Here is a 15674-nt window from a genome sequence, read left to right as displayed (position 1 = left end):
AGAACACCCATGCGATTCAAACGACCGCAGGTGCGCTACGCCGATACGCCGCAGCCTGCCACCCCGTATCAAGCCGCCGCCCAGGTGTGGGACGACCGTATCGGCTCCGCCCGCGTGCAGGCGAAGAATTGGCGCCTGATGGCCTTCGGCTGCCTAGTGCTCGCGCTGTTGATGGCCGGCGGCCTGGTGTGGCGCTCGGCGCAGTCCATCGTGACGCCCTATGTCATCGAGGTCGATCAAGCCGGGCAGGTGCGCGCCGTGGGAGAGGCCGCCACGCCGTACCGGCCCGGCGACGCGCAGATCGCGCACCACCTGGCGCGCTTCGTGACGCTGGTTCGCTCGCTGTCCATCGACCCCATCGTGGTGCGGCAGAACTGGCTCGATGCCTACGACTACACCACCGACAAGGGCGCGGCGGTGCTCAACGACTACGCCCGCACCAATGACCCATTCGCCCGCATCGGCAAGGAATCGGTAACGGTGCAAATCACCAGCGTGGTTCGCGCGAGCGACACGTCTTTCAACGTGCGCTGGACAGAGCAGCGCTATGTCAACGGTGCGCCCGCCGGCACCGAACGCTGGAACGCCGTGCTTTCGACCGTCCTGCAAACCCCGCGTACTGAACAGCGCCTGCTCAAGAACCCATTGGGTATCTACGTCAACGGCCTGTCATGGAGCCGCGAACTGGATTCTTCCGAAGGAGCCAAACCATGAAACTTCGTTTCCGCCTTTACGTTGTTCCTTTGACGCTGCTGGCCCTCGCGGGCTGCGCCTCGCAGGGGAAGCCGCCGCCATCCATCTCGCTCGACGAGACGGTGCTGGCCCAGCCGTTGCCCGAACCGCCCAAGCCCGTCGAAGTCGTCGCCGTCCCTGAACCGCTGGCGCTGCCGGCGCAGTTGAAGCCCCTGCCGGAACTCGATGAGGCCCCCGTTGCGCCGGAGCCGGCCGACGAAAAGGTGCGCGTTTCCCGTGCCAATGCAGAAGCGCGTATCGCGCCTACCCGTGAGGGCTACGTCAACGCGATTCAGGTGTGGCCGTTCACCGATGGCGCGCTTTATCAGGTCTATGCGTCGCCGGGGCGCGTGACGGTGGTTTCGCTTCAACCGGGCGAGGAACTGGTAACGGTCGCCGCCGGCGATACCGTGCGCTGGATCGTGGGCGACACGTCCAGCGGCGGCGGGGCCGATCTGCGCGTCAATGTGCTGGTCAAGCCTATCCGCTCCGGTCTGAAAACCAATCTCGTCATCACCACCAGTCGGCGCACCTACCTGCTGGAGCTGACCTCGACCGAGAGGGCATGGATGGCGTCGGTGTCCTGGGACTATCCGAAAGACCGAATGCTCGCGTTGCAGCGCCAGGCGCAGGCAGCGCAGGCAACAACGCCTGTCGATACGGGCCTGTCGCTGGACAAGATCCGCTTCCGCTACGCGGTATCGGGCAGCAACCCGCCGTGGAAGCCTCTGCGCGCCTTCGATGATGGAGAGAAGGTCTATATCCAGTTCCCGCCGGGCATCGCCCAGGGCGAGCTGCCGCCGCTGTTTGTCATCGGCGCGCAGGGCGACGGGCAACTGGTGAACTACCGTTTTCGCTCGCCGTACTACGTCGTGGATCGCCTGTTCGGCGCGGCCGAACTGCGGCTGGGCGGCGATGGCGGCGACGTGGTGCGGATCGAGCGCACCGATGGTGTTGCACGGAGGAACTGACCATGAGCCAGGATGACACTCCCGACCTTGCCGCGCCGCAGGCGGACAAGGTGGCGCCGGAGGCAGTGGCGCTGCGCGCCCAGCCGCGTCCAGTCACACGCCTGAACCGGCGCTCGCTGGCCATCCTTGCCGGCGTCCTAGCGGTCGCCGTGCTCGGCGCGCTGATGTGGTCGCTGCAACCTCATCGACGCAGCACAGGCGAGCAGACCGAGCTTTACAACGTCGATCGCGTGTCAAAGTCGGAAGGACTGGATGCGCTGCCGACGGACTATTCCAAGCTGCCGCCGGCGTTGCTGCCTGCCGTTCCCGAACTAGGGCCACCGCTGCCGGGCGATCTTGGCCCGGCTATCGTGAAGTCGCAGCAACCGGCGACGGCTGCCTACGCGGCCCCCGGTCACGACCCGAACGATGCCCTGCGAAAAGAAGCCGAGGCGGCCGCGGCCTCGTCCGTGTTCTTCCGCTCGGGTGGGCAGAATGCGGCGCCGGTAGCGCAGACACAGGTGGCCGCTGCGCCGGGCTTCGCCGCCAATGCGGCGTTTGACCCGCTGGCGGCCGGGCCGGCCTCCACGGCGGCCCAACCTGCTGACCCGACAGCGGTGCAAAACCGGCAAGACCAGAAAGAGGCTTTCATGAAAGCTGGCCCCACTGAAACCCGTAATTCCGGCAATCTGACTCTGCCAATTTCGCCGTATCAGGTTATGGCCGGAACAGTGGTCGCAGGTGCCTTGGTGACGGGCATCAAGTCGGACTTGCCCGGCGACGTGATCGCCACGGTGACGGAGCCGGTCTATGACACAGCCACCGGGCGCTTCCTGCTGATTCCGCAGGGTTCGCGCATCCTGGGCAAATACAACAGCCAGGTCAGCTACGGGCAGAGCCGCGTTCAAGTCGTCTGGAACCGGATCATCCTGCCGGACACGTCTTCGCTCACGCTCGACAACCTGGCCGGCACCGACCCAGCCGGCTATGCCGGGCTGGAGGACGATGTGGACTACCACTGGGGCCGCATCTTTGCCGGTGCGGCACTCACCACGCTGCTGGGCGTCGGTGCCGAGCTGGCCGCGCCGGAGAACCGGCAGGATGGTGATCGCGTCATCATCGCTGGGCGCGACAGCGCGCAGGACAGCATCAATCAGGTCGGCCAGGAGATGACCCGGCGCAACCTCAACATCCAGCCGACCTTAACGCAACGGCCGGGCCTGCCGGTTCGCATCATCGTCAACCGGGATCTGGTGCTGCGGCCGTACCAGCCGCTGTTCTTCAACCGGGGGACTTCACGATGAGCACGACCAAGAAGCTGCGGCTCGGCCCGCTGCCGAAGACCGAGAGCACCAAGCTGACTTTCGTTTGCCCGACCAGCTTGAAAGTCGACCTCGACCGCTACGCCGCGCTACACGCGCAGGCGTATGGCGAGGCCGTTGATGCGGCGACGCTGATCCCGCATATGCTGGAAGCGTTCATGGCGGGGGATCGAGGATTCAGGAAGGGCACGGCGACCCGCAGCACACCACCGAAGCCGCCATGATTGCACCGCATGCTATTCAACGGCATCCATCGAACGCGCAGCCCAGGCTGCGCGTTCTTCATTCTGGATGCCGCCGAGCCTGTTGGGCTATGATGATGCGACAGGCCCGCCGTTCCTCGGCAATCCAGCACTACACAGTGCGATGCGGCTTTCTCTCCCAACGCTCCTATGTCGCTCCTAGCCGACAACGCCGCTCTTCTTCTAAGCGGCCCCGAAAGGAGCTAACCTACTGTCCCATATACGGTTTCAAGTCCTTCTTGATTTGCGCGAAAGAATTGACACCGGCACTTTTTTGCCCGTCCCGGAGCACGGACAGCCCCGCCCCCCCCAGAGCCCGACAGCACACCAACTGCTATCATGCCCGCCACTGCCCGATCCAACCCCAAGGACGCTGCCGTCAACCATGAAGAAACTGGACAACTACAAGACCATCGCCGACTGCATCGCCACCCTGCTCTTCCCCCATGCCGAAGTCATCGTCCACGACCTGCACAGCCAGACCGTGGTGCACATCGCCAACAACTTCTCCAAGCGCACCTTGGGTGACGACTCGGCGCTGGACGAGTTGCCCGGCGACTTCGACCAGGTTTCCAGCCTCGGTCCCTATGAAAAGCTCAACTGGAACGGCCAGAAGATCCGCTCCATCACCAGCGTGCTGCGCGATGAGCAGGACCAGCCCGAGGCGCTGCTGTGCATCAACATCAATTTCTCGGTGCTCGATCAGGCCCGCGAGGCGCTGAATGCCTTCTTCCAGGTCAGCCGCCTGATCCCGCAGCCCGAAGCGCTGTTCCGCGATGACTGGCAGGAGCGCATCAACACCTTCCTGCACGCGTGGATGGCCGAGCGGCAACTGTCGCTGAATACCTTGAGCATGAAAGACAAACGCGCCCTCATCGAGGCGCTGTACGCCGAAGGTGCGTTCGAAGGACGCAGTGCCGCCGACTATGTGGCCAACGTGCTGAGCATGGGCCGAGCGACGGTCTACAAGTGGGTCAAGGCGCTGCGCGATGTTCCCGTTGGCGGCCGTGGCCTGGCGCAACCGCAGGCCTGAATCGCCTTTTTGCGTGCTGCCCCATGGACAGCTCGCCGCCCTCCTCGCCGGTCAGGCGTTCGCCGCCGCAATCACGCTGATTTCCACCCGCATGCGCGGATCGCACAGCGTCGCCTGTACTGTCGCCCGTGCCGGTGCGCTGCCCAGCGGCAGCCATTCATCCCAGACGCCATTCATCGCGGCGAAATCCGTGGCGATGTCCCGTAGATAAATCGTCGCCGAGAGAATCCGGGTTTTGTCCGTGCCCGCCTGTGCCAGCAGGCTCTCGATATTGCGCAACGTCTCGCGGGTCTGGCTCGCCGTGTCCCCTTCCAGATCGTTGGCCCGTGCCCTCGTGCTTCCGGCGGGAGGAATCATCTCTTCATATAGATATATTGTCTACCGTAGATATTTAGGCTATACATGTTTCCCGCCCGCACACCACCCATAACTGGGCGAGCGCGCCTGAACCCTGCTTTTATCAACCTGCAACAACCACAAGAGAGCAACCATGAAGATCAAAGAGTTCGGCGTCGAAATCTGGATGAACGCCTACGAGAACAAGTGCCGCTACAACCTCGCGGAAACCTGCGTGGAGTCCATCACCCTGGGCCAGTTGCTGGCGTTTGCGGGCAAGCAGGACAGCATCCTCGATGAACTGCTGCCGATGAAAATGACCTACGGCGCCATCGAAGGCTCCGACCGCCTGCGTGACCTGATCGCCTCGCTGCACGACAGCCAGGCGCGGGAAAACGTGATCGTCACCCACGGCGCCATCGGCGCCAACGCGCTGGTCTACGAGACCCTGGTAGAGCCCGGCGACCACGTGGTGTCGGTAGCGCCGACCTACCAGCAGCATTATTCGATCCCGGAAAGCTACGGCGCCGATGTCTCGATCCTGCGTCTGCGCGAAGAAAACGCCTTCCTGCCGGACCTCGAAGAACTGCGCGGCATGGTCAACACCAAGACCCGCGTCATCGCCCTGAACAACCCGAACAACCCCACCGGCTCGCTGATGGACCGCGCGCTGCTGGAGCAGATCGTCGAAATCGCCCGTTCGGTGGACGCCTGGGTGCTCTGCGACGAGGTCTATCGCGGCACTGACCAGCATGGCGACGGCTTTACCGCCTCGGTGGCCGACCTCTACGAGAAAGGCATCAGCACCGCCAGCATGTCCAAGACCTACTCTCTGGCCGGCCTGCGCCTGGGCTGGATCGTCGCCCCGCAAGCGCTGATCCACGCCGTGTCGATCCACCGCGACTACAACACCATCAGCGTCGGCATGCTGGACGACCACTTCGCCGCCATCGCCCTGGAAAACCGTGAGTACATCCTTGCCCGCAGCCGTTCGATCACCCGCGACAACCTGGAAATTCTTGACGCTTGGGTGGCGAATGAACCGCGGGTGTCTTATGTGCGGCCGAAAGCGGGTACTACCGCGCTGCTGAAAATCGACACTGACCTGTCGTCGCGGGATTTCTGCGTGCGTTTGCTGGACGCCAAGGGCGTGATGTTCACCCCGGGCAGCGCGCTGGATATCGAGGGCTATGTGCGTATTGGCTATGCCAATAACGCGCAGGTGCTGAAGGAAGGGTTGGCGTTGGTGTCGGCGTTCCTGCGGGAGATCTGATCAGACCGGGCGCCGCAGGCTTCAGATCGCCTCCATACTGTGGGAGCGGATTCATCCGCGAAGGGTCGGCGTCCGGTGAATCCACTCCCACCGGTTGGTGAGTAATCAGGCCCTTCAAGGCAACGGATTACCCCCCGTCACCCCAAACACCTCACCGGTGATATAGCTGGACTCCTGCGACGCCAGCAACACATACAACGGCGCACACTCGGCCGGCTGCCCCGGGCGCTTCATCGGGGTCTGCCCGCCAAAGTTCGGGATTTTCTCGGCGGGCTGGCCGCCACTGGGCTGCAACACAGTCCAGATCGGTCCCGGCGCCACCGCATTGACCCTGATTCCGCGCTCGATCACCTGCTTGGCCAGTGCCTTGGTAAAGGCGACGATCGCCGCCTTGGTGGTGGCGTAGTCGAGCAAGGTCGCCGAGGGCTGATACGACTGGATCGAGGCGGTATTGATGATGGTCGCCCCGGCCGGCATCAGCGGCACCGCCGCCTGACACAGCCAGAACAGCGCATAAACATTGGTCTTCATCGTCGCGTCGAACTGTTCGCTGGTGAGATGGGCTACCTCTTTGCGCGCCACCTGCTTGCCAGCGACGTTCACCAGAATGTCGAGGCCGCCCAGTTGTTCGTGGGCCTTGTCCACCAGGTCCTTGCAGAAACGCTCGTCCTTCAGGTCTCCCGGCATCGCGATCGCCCGACGGCCTTCGGCTTCGATCAGTTTGATCACTTCACGGGCATCCGCCTGTTCGATGGGAAGGTAGTTGAGGACGATATCGGCGCCCTCGCGAGCAAAGGCAATCGCCACCGCGCGGCCGATCCCGGAGTCTGCGCCGGTGATCAGCGCCTTGCGGCCGGCCAGTCGGCCGAAGCCCTTGTAGGTGTCTTCGCCGTGATCGGGCTCAGGCTTCATGCGTGAATCCAGGCCCGGTGCTTCCTGGCCCTGAGCCGGAAATGGCGGTTGCGGGTATTGGGTCAGCGGGTTCTGCATGCTGAACTGGTCGTGCTTCTTGGTCGGCATCGGAGACCTCCACAGGATGGTGCGCAACAGCGCGCTACTGTGAGGTTCGAGACGGGGCGGTCCGGGAAGGTTTGCCCGGACCGGCCACGTCACCGACCGGCGGTCAGTCGACCTGGGCCCGCCACTCGCGAATCTGGTCAATGGTCGCCGTCACACCACCGCAGACCACCACCAGCACCCGGTGATACGTCCGCAGCGCTTCGCTCGGTGCGTAAGCCAGCGCCAGCGCGGCGCCGCAGGCCGGTTCCACCAGCACGCGGTGGTCGAGCAGGAAACGCTCGCAGGCGTCCAGGGCTTCGCCGTCGCTGACGACATGACTGATGATTGGCCGCCGCTGACTCAGTTCAAACGCCTGACGACAGACCTGCTTCGCGCCCAGCGTGGTAGCGATACTGTCGATGCTGTCCAGCGCCGCCCATGTCTTTTGCGTCATTGCCGCCGCCAGCGACGCCGCGCCCGCAGTCTCCACGGCGAACACCGGCACGTCCTCGCAGCCATTGCGCTCCAGGCCCTCGCAGATGCCGGACAGCAGTCCGCCGCCGCCCACCGACAACACCACCGCATCCGGCTTGAAACCGCTGGCGACCACTTCGTCCACCAGACTCGCATGGCCTGACCAGAGCAGCGGGTCGTCGAACGGATGAATGAACGCGTCGTCCTCGCCCACCAGCGACAGCGCCAGTTCATTGGCCTCATGCCAGACCTTACCGTGGACGATCACTTCGGCTTCTTCCTGGCGGATCAGTTGTCGGGCACGCTCGGTGGTGCTTTCCGGCACCACCACGGTGACCGGCAGGCCCAGGCAACGGCCCGCGTAAGCGACGGCGATGCCGGCTGCCGCCCGAAGACGAAATGAAGCGGCGCTTGCCTTGCTTCGCATGGTGCTCGCAGGCCTGGCCAACGCCGCGCAGTTTGAACGAGCCGGCGGGTTGCAGGGCATCGAGCTTGAGCCAGACCTCATGGCCGCTGGCCAGGCTCAGCGGGCGGGATTCCAGCAGCGGTGTATTCAGGTGCAGGCTCATGGCCGATTCTCCAGGTAAAGGGTGCCGCGCAGGTAAAGTGCGGCCTGGCCGCTGATGATGATCCGGCCGTTGTCTTGCACGTCGCACTGCAATTCGCCACGTCGGGCGCCGCCCTGACGGGCGCGCAGGCTGCGCTTGCCAAGGCGTTCGGCCCAATACGGCGCCAGCGCGGTGTGCGCCGAGCCGGTCACCGGGTCTTCGTTGACGCCGACCTGCGGGCCGAACCAGCGCGAAACGAAATCGACGTCGGTGCCCGGCGCGGTCACGGCGACGCCGCGCACGTCGTAGCGCGCCAGGGCGGCGAAGTCAGGTTGCAACCCTTCCACCACCGCTTGGCTCTCCACCACCACGATGTAGTCGTCGCAGCGATACAGCGCCTCGATTCGGCAACCCAGCGCTTCGGCCAGTCCGGCCGGCGGGGTCTGCGGCTGTGGTTGTTTGAGCGGGAAATCCATGGCCAGCAACGCGCCGTTGCGGCTGACCCGCAGTTCGCCGCTGCGGGTGAAGAAACGCAAGGTCTCGCGGCGTTCGCCCAGTTCGTTGAACAACACCCAGGCCGCCGCCAGCGTGGCGTGGCCGCACAGGTCGACTTCCACGCCCGGGGTGAACCAGCGCAGACGGTAACCTTCACCTTCGGCGACGAAGTAGGCGGTTTCGGACAGGTTGTTCTCCGCGGCGATGCGCTGCAGCGTCTCGTCGTCCAGCCAGGCCGGCAGCGGGCAGACCGCCGCCGGGTTGCCGCCGAACGCGCGGTCGCTGAACGCATCGACCTGAAAGAGCGGTAGTTGCATGGAGACTCCTTAACCGTTACGGATTTCTTCGAGGTAGTTGTAGATCGTGTAACGACTGACGCCGAGCGCGGCGGCGGCCTTCTCCACCGCGCCTTTGACGATAAACAGCCCGCCGTCGTGCATCTGCCGCACCGCATCGAGCTTCTGCGCCTTGCCGAAGCGCACGCCCTGGCGGCCGGCGTCTTGCAGCGCGCCGTCGATGATCTGGGTCATCAGTTGCTCGAGGTCCGGCGTGTCGGTAATTGGCGGCGCCGGTTCCACCGCGGTGGCGAGCAGTTGTTTGAGGCACGCCTGGGCGGCGGCGATGCCGCTGAGGTCGGTGTTCACGCAGAGGCTGGCGTAGGGCTCGCCGGCGGCATCGCGAAACACCACGGTGGCGCTGCGCAACGTGCGGCCATCGCGGCCACGGGTGGGGTAGTTCTCCACCACCACCGGCGCCTGGCTGCCCTTCTCCAGCCCGGCCTGCAAGACCGCGTCGAAACCGCGGTCATCCTGTGGGCCGGCGAGGATCGGGCTGCCGACCTGACGGCCGCTGATATGGCCGTTGACGATGGCGAGCACCGACCGCTCCGGGCACGTGAGGTCGTGCAACAGCACTTCGGTGTTGCGGCCCAGCACGCTGCCGAGCATGCGGATCGTGGCCCGCAGCACGTCCAGCACCAGGCGGCGTTCTTCGTGGGTGGCGTGGGTCACGGCGAACTGTCCAGGGAAAGTGGACAGGAAAAATATCAACAGAGCGTTGAAAATTCAACAAAGCTTTTAAGTTGCCCGCCGGAACGTTTCGCCAGCGGGCAACACGCCCTCAGGGCTGCTCGACGTCCAGCGCCTCGCCGATCGCATAGAAATGCCCGCCAGCCACGTAGTGCAGGCTGCGCAGCGCGGGATCGGCGGTTTCGAAGGTCCAGTGACCGTCCTGGAACACGCGGTCATCGGCCCAGGCGGCGACGACTTCGGCGATGAACAGGTCGTAGGTGGACTGGTTGTGCGGCTCATTGATGACGCGGCACATCAGCCAGGCCGAACAACCGGCGACCAAGGGCGCCGGGTAACCCTCGACGCGAAACAGCTCGACGCCGGCCTGCGTCAGTTTGTCCGGCGTATCGGCGAGGCTTTGGGTGCCGACCTGGTGAGTCAGCTTCAACTGGCCGGCATTGGGCACATGCAGCACCATCCAGCCGCTGCCTTCCACCAGTTGCCGGGTCTTGGCGATCTTGTCGAGGACCACGGTGACCTTGGGCGGGTCGAAGTCCAGGGCGCAGGCCCAGGCGGCCGCCATCACGTTATCGACCCCGTCGTGGGACGCCGATACCAGCACGGTCGGACCGTGGTTGAGCAGGCGGTAGGCTTTTTTCAGATCGACGGGCTGGAAGTGCGCGGGCATGGGGTAGGACCTCGGAATGCGGAATCGAGGCAGTCTACAACACCTGTTGTCGGGGCGAGCTTGTCGCGATCGCGAGCAAGCTCGCTCCTACAGGAGGGGGTTATTTGGTTTTGAGGTTTAGATAGGACTGGTGCAAATCCGCCGCCCAGCCATCGATCACCGCCTTCACATCGTCCGGCTTGAGTACCTGGCTGGTGTTTTCCAGCGGTTTGCCGGTGCCTTTGCGCACCACCTGGGCCACGACTTTCTGGGTGCCGCCATCGATGAACTGGGCCTCGGTGGCGATATCGGTTTCCTGGTCGCGAATCCCCGAGGCGGTACTCACCGCCGCTGCGACCAGGGCGATCGGAATCACTTCATAGGGTTTGAGCCCTTCGGTCTTGCTGCTGACGGCGGTAATCGCCGGACGCACCACGATCACACCCGGCCCCGGCGCGCTGGCCAGTGGCAGGGATTTGCCCAGTTCGCGCTTGAGCGCCTGGTCGTAGTAGTTGGTGATTCCGGTCAAGGTGCTCTGCGGGATCTGCGCCGTCGCCTGCGGTTTGGGATAGAGCTGGCTGGGCTCGATGTACACGCTGCGGTAGGTTCCGGCCTGCAGTTGCGGGTCGATCCAGCGCATCACCGGCGCGCCGGAAGGCGAGCGGGCTTCTTTGAGTCGGCTGTAGTCCTTGAGAAAGCCCGAATACTCGGTCGGTTGGGTCAGGCTGCTAGAGCAGCCAGTCAGTAGCAGCGACGCCAGGCAAAGCGAACCCATCATGGATGCGGCTTTCATTGCATGCTCCTGGGTGGCCTCACGGTACTTCGACCGCGCCACCGCGACAGTCTTGAAAGGGACCCGCCGGGCACGGCCGGCGGGTTGGTCAGGCAGGGTTAGGTATAGCCCAGCTTTTCCGGCGTGCCGGAGCAAAGCCGGAAAAGCACGACCGGTTCAGTTTTTCTGGCCGACCATCGCCTCCACCGTGGTCGCCGCGCTACTGCTGGCCGCCGCTGTGCGGGCCCCGCTGCGTGCGTTCTGCGCCTGGCCGCGGGCCGCATCGGCAAGGATCACCTGGGCGGCTTTTTCCGCGGCGACGTAGATCGAGGTGACGATGAAGAAGCCCGGGATCTTCGGAAAGATCGACGCGTCCACCACCCGCAGGTTGCTCACCCCGCGCACCCGGAAGGCGCTGTCGAGCACCGCCATCGGGTCGTTGGCTGCACCGATCGGGCAGGTGCAGGAGGCGTGGTGACCCCAGGCCTGGTTCTGCACGAACTCCTTGAGCTGTTCGTCGGTCTGCACCGCGTCGCCCGGCAGCTCTTCGGCGGCGATCAGTTTCGCCTCCTTGAGCGGCTTGGCCAGGCCACGGACGAACTTGATACCCTCCACCACCGATTGCAGGTCTTCGCCTTTGGTGTCGTTGCCTTCTTCGAAGTAACGGAAGTTGATCAGCGGGGTATCCGCCGGGTCCTTCGAACGCAGGGTGACGAAGCCGGCGGTGTTGTTGGTGTGCGCCTTGAGCACCGCCCAGGTCAGGTAGTTGAGCTTGTCGACGATCAGGTTCGAATAGCCGGGGAAGTACCCGCGAAACAGCGCCAGCAGGGAAAAACAGAACAGGTCCGGCAACGGCCGTTGCTTGAACGACTTCTTGATCACCGCCAGCACCGCACCGTTGGTGGAATACACGCCGAGCTTGCCTTTGGCCCATTCCTCGTACTGCGGGTCGCCCTTGGCGTAGCGCGCGCCCTTGAGCACTTCCCACTCCTCGAAGTTCATCCGGTTGACCACGCCGACCTCGTAGCGGTCTTGCAGGTTGCGCCCTACACCGGGCAACTCCACCTGCACCGGCACCCCGACCGACTCCAGTACCTCGCGTGGGCCAATGCCCGAGAGCATCAGCAGTTGCGGGGTGTTGAACGCGCCACCGGCGAGGATCACCTCGCGACTGGCGCGGACCTGGCGCAGCTCGCCGGCGGACGCTGGGTTGCGCGGCAAGGTGCAGGCCCGGTACAACCGCGCGCCCTTGATGTACTCCACGCCATAGGCGCGCTGCTGGTCATCCAGCAGCACCCGGGTCACCAGCGCGTCCAGCTCGATATGCAGGTTGTCCGGGAAACGTTGCTGCACGTCCAGCAAGCGCTCGCGGGTGCCCATGCGGTGGTGCTTGTGGGTCGCCAGCGGCGGATAGCGCAGGCCGAAGGCCTCGTCGCGCACCAGCCGCCAGTCATTCGGATCGCCCACGCCCTGCAATTGCCAGCCGATGCGCTTGAGCTTCTCGCCCAGGGCCTTGAACGCCTGTTCGGCGGACTTGACGATGGAGCGCACCAGCGACAGGTCGTCGATCACCGCTTCCGGCACCGCCTTCTCGGTGTGCAGCCAACCCTTGTAGCCGTGCCGCGACGGGTTGATGCCGAACCACGAGAGAAAGCGCTGGAACGGCCGGTGATGGCAGTTCTCCAGGCGCTCGAAATGCTCGCGCATGGCGCTGGCCTGCCACGACGGGTCGCCGGTGATCTGGGCGATATGGTCCCAGTCCTGGTTGTGCGGGTAGACCGTGATCATCGCGTTGTGCGCGGTGCAGCCGCCCAGGCAACTGGCCCGTGGATAGAGCACGCCGTTGACGGTCTCGCCCTCGTAGTCGCGGATGAACTTGGGGTCCTGGGACTGCCGCGCGTCACTGCTGTAGTGACGCACGAAGAAGTCCCAGCGCATCGCGTTGTTTTCGGTGGAGCGCGGGTGGAACGCCGGCACCTGGTACTGCTCCGGCAAACCTTCCGCGCCGCCATTGGCCACCGGATCGCTGCCCGATTCCAGCACCAGCACCCGGCGCCCTTGCTCGGCCAGGCGGGCGGCGACCGTGCCGCCCCCTGCCCCGGATCCCACCACGATGTATTCGTAATCCATTTCGTCAGTCATCGCAGCCAACCTCAGAAGGTTTTCAGGAGGGCGATCAGTGCCCGTTTGTCTTCATCACTGAGCCCGGGCTCGTCCTTGAGGTAGCCGGTGCCGAAGTAATGCCCCTTGTCCACCACGAAGTCCGGGCACTTGCTGACTTCCAGCAACGGCTTGACCAGACGCTTGAACACCTTGCGCGCTTCATCGTCGCTGGCGCCGGGCGGCAGTTGCTTGAGGTCGTGCTTGATCTTCAGCAGCAGGTCGAGCACCTGGTCGCCTTTGTCCAGGTCGATGTTGGACAGCAGGTTGACCGGCGTGCCCTGCGGGATCGGCCCGAGCTGGATACCGTCATCGCCGAACGCCCACGGGAACCAGCGGCTCAGCACGCCTTCGAGTTTCTGCAGGAAACCCGGCAGGTAACCGCTGTTGACCCGCAGGTAGCTGGTCTCGGTGGTCACATCGACGGTACCGGGGTGGGTCTTGCCGGAACGGGTCACCACCTGGAAGTTGCCCTGGCGTTTTTCCGGCCACAGCAGCATTTCGATGGAGTTGTCGAAGGACGCCATGCGGTCATTCACGCTGCCCGACCACTTGAACGTACCGAGGGTGTTGTTGAGGAACAGCGGCGCAGTGGACCAGACGCTGATCAGCGACGCCGGCCGGGTATAACCGCGCCCGCCTGCCGGCATGGTGTACTCGCTCGCATCGCCGGTGAACGGGTTCTGCACCAGCACCGAACCGACGCCAGGCAGCTTCTTGTAAGACTCCGAGGAGAAGTTGTCCCAGATGTTGTCCGCCAGGGCGTTGGTCGCCAGCGGGCTGCAGGCGTTGGTTTCCAGCAACGTGACCGGCACCCGCAGTTCGGTGGAGAGGAAGTTGTCGGTGAGGAAGTCGTCTTTCTTGACGATGTCCCGCATCGCGTTCTTGAACTCCGGCGTCTTGCTGTAGCTCCAGTAGTCGTTCCAGCACTGCAGGTAGTTACCGTTGACGCAGCCGTTATCCGGGAACTTGGCCCAGGCCTTGTCCGGCAGCTTGCTGGAGTGGCAGCGCGCACAGGTGTCGGCGAAGACTTCCTTGCCGCGATCCAGCTCGGTCGGCGAAGCGTTCAGGTGCGCCGCGCCACCGGGGGCGTTCTTCAGGTAGTCCGGGGTTGCCGAGGCCAGGAAGAACAACGCCAGGTCGGGCGTTTGCAGCTCGTTGGCGTTCCAGTACGAGGAGTTCTTGCGCGCCACATCGATGCGGAACGGAGTGATCGGTTTGCCGCCGATCAGTGGCCGGAAGTGGGTGGTCCACTCCTCGCTGAACAGCCCGATATTGACGAACACCCGGTTCAGCGCACCGAGGGCGCCGACCGAGTCGGAACCGTCCTTGAGCACTCGTGGGGTGAACACCGTGTCCGGCTTCTTGTAGAACTGGGTCAGTGGACTGTCGGCCGGAATCCCCGGCACATCGTTGAACTGGCGGTTGTTCAGGTCGCCGCCGGCAAGTTTCTCCTTGCCCAGGTGCGCGGCCAACTCGATCCGCGCCTTGAGGTTGTAGACCGCGTTCATGGTGCGCGGGTTGTTGATGTAGTCACTCGACACCAGCGAGGTATCCAGTGCGCCCGGCCGTGCGGTGTGGAACAACTGATTGGGGAAGCTGGTCGGGTCCTGGTCCCACATGAAGATGCGGTCAACCCAGAAATACTGCGCTCCGGGGTTGGAACTCAGGTTGGCCCAGGCTGGACGCTCGGGATCAGCCGGCGGATTGGTCGGGTTCGGCCCGACGTGGCAGAAGCCGCAGGACATGCCCACGCGATACGGTTTCACCAGCTTGCTGTCGTTGTAGTAGCTGGGGTCTTCGTAGTAGCGCTTGGCGTCCCAGCGTTTCTCCGCCTTCTCGTCGAAGTCCGGGTTGGGGAACAACCGCAGGCCGACGATGCCGGTGCCGTAGCCGTAGTACGAGCCCACGGGCAGGTTCTTGCCGCGGGCGCCGATTTTCACGCCGGGGTATTTGCTTTCGTTCTCGAACGGGTCCGCGCCGCAGGACGGATCACGGCTGTCCAGCCACAGGCCATGACGGTCCTCGCGCGGCCCTTGCGCCTTGGTGTAGCACGGCTCGTTGACTACGCCGAGGTACTGCCAGCGGTTGTCGCGGTTGGCTTTCAGGCTCGGGTGGTTGGAGATGGTCTTGAGGAAGTCGAGGTTGCCGACGCTGTCGCGGGACAGTTGGTCCCAGAGTTTGTCGTTGCCGGCGGTCCAGACGATCCAGTTGTTGCGCCCCCGGGCAAAGGCGTCGACCGCCTGTTGCTCGGTGATGCCGGGAATGAACGGCGACAGCCGCTCCACCAGCAGATGGGGCTGTTTCGACACCCCGTAGTCCATGTCGGCGAAGTAGTCCTCTTCGGCGCCTTTCAGGCTGTCGGCTTCGCGGCCGACGCATTTGGCTTCATCGAGGATCTTGCCGGATTGGTCCCCGCAGGGATTCTTCGTTTCGCTGTTACACCCCTGTAACAGCACCAAAGGAAGGAAGACGCTCAGCATCAGCTTCACGGGTTTCATGCGCTGCTCCTTGCAAACGTGCAGACCGGTCCCTCTGTCCTTGGGGACACGTTATTGCGGCCGGTCCAGATGGCCGGTTGAACTGACAGCCACGCGACAGACCGGTTAATCCGCCGCGCCAGTTACGTTACAACTCCTTGCAAGCGCCCAGACTAGGCTA

General features: G+C 64.3%; 13 protein-coding genes and 2 pseudogenes. 6 read left to right on the top strand and 9 right to left on the bottom strand.

Annotation, left to right across the window (positions count from 1 at the left end; genetic code table 11):
- Positions 1-9 precede the first annotated feature (9 nt).
- From trbF to CKW37_RS22775, 5 genes are all read left to right on the top strand, one after another.
- A complete protein-coding gene (gene trbF / locus CKW37_RS22800) occupies positions 10-714 on the top strand; it encodes a conjugal transfer protein TrbF (RefSeq protein WP_001211312.1) in 705 nt (234 codons plus the stop codon).
- Complete coding sequence (trbG, locus tag CKW37_RS22795) at positions 711-1703, top strand: P-type conjugative transfer protein TrbG (protein WP_000776560.1); 993 nt, start codon at positions 711-713, stop codon at positions 1701-1703. The genes trbF and trbG overlap by 4 nt, the downstream gene beginning before the upstream one ends.
- A 2-nt stretch (positions 1704-1705) precedes the next feature.
- Complete coding sequence (locus CKW37_RS22790) at positions 1706-2986, top strand: TrbI/VirB10 family protein (protein ID WP_003092274.1); 1281 nt, start codon at positions 1706-1708, stop codon at positions 2984-2986.
- On the top strand, positions 2983-3228 hold the full coding sequence (locus CKW37_RS22785; protein ID WP_000108283.1) for a DUF2274 domain-containing protein: 246 nt from the start codon (positions 2983-2985) through the stop codon (positions 3226-3228). The genes CKW37_RS22790 and CKW37_RS22785 overlap by 4 nt, the downstream gene beginning before the upstream one ends.
- A 403-nt stretch (positions 3229-3631) precedes the next feature.
- Positions 3632-4279: a transcriptional regulator gene (locus CKW37_RS22775; RefSeq protein ID WP_095158517.1), complete on the top strand. Its 648-nt coding sequence runs from the start codon at positions 3632-3634 to the stop codon at positions 4277-4279.
- A gap of 51 nt (positions 4280-4330) precedes the next feature.
- Here CKW37_RS22775 and CKW37_RS22770 read toward each other — a convergent pair.
- Positions 4331-4600, bottom strand: a pseudogene (locus CKW37_RS22770) (RidA family protein); the annotation flags it as partial.
- 169 nt (positions 4601-4769) lie between these two features.
- Between CKW37_RS22770 and CKW37_RS22765 the strand changes: the two are divergent.
- On the top strand, positions 4770-5888 hold the full coding sequence (locus tag CKW37_RS22765; RefSeq protein ID WP_095158515.1) for an aminotransferase: 1119 nt from the start codon (positions 4770-4772) through the stop codon (positions 5886-5888).
- A gap of 114 nt (positions 5889-6002) precedes the next feature.
- On the opposite strand, the gene CKW37_RS22760 is transcribed toward CKW37_RS22765, so the two are convergent.
- The 8 genes and pseudogenes from CKW37_RS22760 to CKW37_RS22725 all read right to left on the bottom strand — a co-directional run bounded on the left by CKW37_RS22760 (position 6003) and on the right by CKW37_RS22725 (position 15514).
- Positions 6003-6908, bottom strand: a complete 906-nt coding sequence (locus tag CKW37_RS22760; protein WP_095158514.1) for an SDR family oxidoreductase — start codon at positions 6906-6908, stop codon at positions 6003-6005.
- Between the two features lie 103 nt (positions 6909-7011).
- Positions 7012-7930: pseudogene (locus CKW37_RS22755) on the bottom strand (pyridoxal-phosphate dependent enzyme).
- Positions 7927-8721, bottom strand: a complete 795-nt coding sequence (locus CKW37_RS22750; protein ID WP_095158513.1) for a PhzF family phenazine biosynthesis protein — start codon at positions 8719-8721, stop codon at positions 7927-7929. The pseudogene CKW37_RS22755 and the gene CKW37_RS22750 overlap by 4 nt, the downstream one beginning before the upstream one ends.
- A gap of 9 nt (positions 8722-8730) precedes the next feature.
- On the bottom strand, positions 8731-9414 hold the full coding sequence (locus tag CKW37_RS22745) for a transcriptional regulator (protein ID WP_256587839.1): 684 nt from the start codon (positions 9412-9414) through the stop codon (positions 8731-8733).
- A 109-nt stretch (positions 9415-9523) separates the two neighbouring features.
- Positions 9524-10102, bottom strand: a complete 579-nt coding sequence (locus tag CKW37_RS22740; RefSeq protein WP_095158512.1) for a flavin reductase family protein — start codon at positions 10100-10102, stop codon at positions 9524-9526.
- Positions 10103-10202: 100 nt separating this feature from the next.
- A complete protein-coding gene (locus CKW37_RS22735) occupies positions 10203-10874 on the bottom strand; it encodes a DUF3313 domain-containing protein (RefSeq protein WP_095158511.1) in 672 nt (223 codons plus the stop codon).
- A gap of 156 nt (positions 10875-11030) precedes the next feature.
- Entirely contained in the window at positions 11031-12995 is a 1965-nt protein-coding gene (locus tag CKW37_RS22730) for a GMC family oxidoreductase (protein WP_095158510.1), read from the bottom strand.
- A gap of 11 nt (positions 12996-13006) precedes the next feature.
- Positions 13007-15514, bottom strand: coding sequence for a hypothetical protein (locus CKW37_RS22725; RefSeq protein ID WP_095158509.1), 2508 nt, complete (start codon positions 15512-15514; stop codon positions 13007-13009).
- Positions 15515-15674: the final 160 nt, after the last annotated feature.

The sequence above is a fragment of the Pseudomonas sp. Irchel 3E13 genome (assembly GCF_900187455.1).
In the GTDB taxonomy this organism is placed as follows: Bacteria; Pseudomonadota; Gammaproteobacteria; order Pseudomonadales; family Pseudomonadaceae; genus Aquipseudomonas.
The sequence above is the reverse complement of the archived record's forward strand: the minus strand, read 5'-3'. Positions and strand labels throughout refer to the sequence as shown.

What these genes read in the sequence shown, in the direction of transcription:
- trbF (WP_001211312.1), top strand. Translation starts at nt 10, where the DNA reads ATGCGATTCAAACGACCGCAGGTGCGCTACGCCGATACGCCGCAGCCT.
- trbG (WP_000776560.1), top strand. Translation starts at nt 711, where the DNA reads ATGAAACTTCGTTTCCGCCTTTACGTTGTTCCTTTGACGCTGCTGGCC.
- CKW37_RS22790 (WP_003092274.1), top strand. Translation starts at nt 1,706, where the DNA reads ATGAGCCAGGATGACACTCCCGACCTTGCCGCGCCGCAGGCGGACAAG.
- CKW37_RS22785 (WP_000108283.1), top strand. Translation starts at nt 2,983, where the DNA reads ATGAGCACGACCAAGAAGCTGCGGCTCGGCCCGCTGCCGAAGACCGAG.
- CKW37_RS22775 (WP_095158517.1), top strand. Translation starts at nt 3,632, where the DNA reads ATGAAGAAACTGGACAACTACAAGACCATCGCCGACTGCATCGCCACC.
- CKW37_RS22765 (WP_095158515.1), top strand. Translation starts at nt 4,770, where the DNA reads ATGAAGATCAAAGAGTTCGGCGTCGAAATCTGGATGAACGCCTACGAG.
- CKW37_RS22760 (WP_095158514.1), bottom strand. Translation starts at nt 6,908, where the DNA reads ATGCCGACCAAGAAGCACGACCAGTTCAGCATGCAGAACCCGCTGACC.
- CKW37_RS22750 (WP_095158513.1), bottom strand. Translation starts at nt 8,721, where the DNA reads ATGCAACTACCGCTCTTTCAGGTCGATGCGTTCAGCGACCGCGCGTTC.
- CKW37_RS22740 (WP_095158512.1), bottom strand. Translation starts at nt 10,102, where the DNA reads ATGCCCGCGCACTTCCAGCCCGTCGATCTGAAAAAAGCCTACCGCCTG.
- CKW37_RS22735 (WP_095158511.1), bottom strand. Translation starts at nt 10,874, where the DNA reads ATGAAAGCCGCATCCATGATGGGTTCGCTTTGCCTGGCGTCGCTGCTA.
- CKW37_RS22730 (WP_095158510.1), bottom strand. Translation starts at nt 12,995, where the DNA reads ATGACTGACGAAATGGATTACGAATACATCGTGGTGGGATCCGGGGCA.
- CKW37_RS22725 (WP_095158509.1), bottom strand. Translation starts at nt 15,514, where the DNA reads ATGAAACCCGTGAAGCTGATGCTGAGCGTCTTCCTTCCTTTGGTGCTG.